This window comes from Novosphingobium sp. GW835-FHT14H07 (genome assembly GCF_058793515.1).
On record NZ_JBXAFX010000079.1, the window covers coordinates 1 to 1,356 of the forward strand.

The window sequence follows — 1,356 nt, forward strand, 5'->3', positions numbered from 1 at the left end:
GGTAGTGTCCCACGGCGTGGTGTAGGAACACCGATCCTCGGCAGGGCCGAGGATGATCAGGCTGCCAGTGCCGGCAGGCTGATGCGCGGATTATCGCTCAACGTGCCGATCGTTTCCAGCGTCATGTAGCGGCGCGACACCGACCACTCGTCATTTTGCTCCAGCATGAGCGCGCCGACGAGGCGGATGACGGCTGCGGTGTTGGGAAAGATGCCGATGACATCGGCCCGCCGCTTGATCTCCTTGTTGACGCGCTCGAGCGGGTTTGTCGACGAGATCTGTGCCCAGTGCTCCTTGGGAAACGCCATGTAGGCGAGCACCTCTTCGCGAGATCCGTCCATCATGATGGCAAGCTTCTCGTATCGTTCACGCAGGGCATCGGCGACGTGGTGCCACTGCTCGTGTGCGGCTTCGGAGCTCTCCTGGGCGAAGATCGTCTTGAGCATGGCGACCACAGCGGGTCGTTGTTTGGGGCCGACATGCGCCAGCGCATTGCGCATCCAGTGCACGCGGCAGCGCTGCTGGGTTGCATGGAAGACCTTGCCTGCGGCGCCGCGCAGCCCCTTGTGATCGTCGGAGATGACGAGCTTCACGCCGCGCAGGCCGCGATCGGCGAGCGAGCGCAGGAAACTTTTCCAGAAAGTTTCGGCCTCGGATGGGCCGCTCGCGACCCCGAGCACTTCGCGCTTGCCGAGCATGTTGACGCCCACTGCCACTATTACCGCCGTCGAGACGATCCGTCCGCCCTCACGCTCCTTCAGGTACGTGGCGTCGATCCACAGGTAGGGCCACTCGCCTTCGATCGGGCGATTGAGGAAGGCGTTCACCCGTTCGTCGATCTCGGTGATCAACCGGCTGACCTGACTCTTCGAAACGCCAGTGCCGCCCATGGCCTTGACCAGATCGTCGACCGATCGTGTCGAGATCCCTTGAATGTAGGCCTCCTGGATTACCGCTACCAACGCCTTCTCCGCCGTACGGCGCGGCTCCAGGAAGCTTGGAAAGTAGCTTCCCTTTCTCAGCTTGGGGATCGCCAACTCGATCCGCCCTGCACGCGTGTCCCAGGCACGCTTGCGATAGCCATTACGGTGATTGAGGCGCTCGGGTGAGCGGCTGCCGACCGGCGCGCCCGTCTTCGCCTCGATCTCCAGATCCATCATGCGCTCAGCGGCAAACGCCAGCATCTCGCGCACGAGATCCGCATCCGCCTCTTGCTCAACCAGCTCGAGCAGGGCCATCTTGGCATCGGTCATCGTCGTCTTCTCCAGGTTCGAGTTCGCATCCGAACCCTACCGAAGATCGGCGATGGCCACCTCATCCAAGGCAGCTTCCTACACCACCCCGCGGGGCACTACC

Annotated in this window: 1 protein-coding gene; it reads right to left on the minus strand. The window is 62.9% G+C overall.

From position 1 onward, the window contains the following. Positions 1–56: 56 nt before the first annotated feature. Entirely contained in the window at positions 57–1,253 is a 1,197-nt protein-coding gene (locus tag AC1Q5P_RS21885; RefSeq protein WP_492520024.1) for an IS256 family transposase, read from the minus strand. Positions 1,254–1,356: the final 103 nt, after the last annotated feature.

Bases quoted from the DNA above. Each gene is read 5' to 3' on its own strand.
- AC1Q5P_RS21885 (WP_492520024.1), bottom strand. From the start codon at position 1,253: ATGACCGATGCCAAGATGGCCCTGCTCGAGCTGGTTGAGCAAGAGGCG.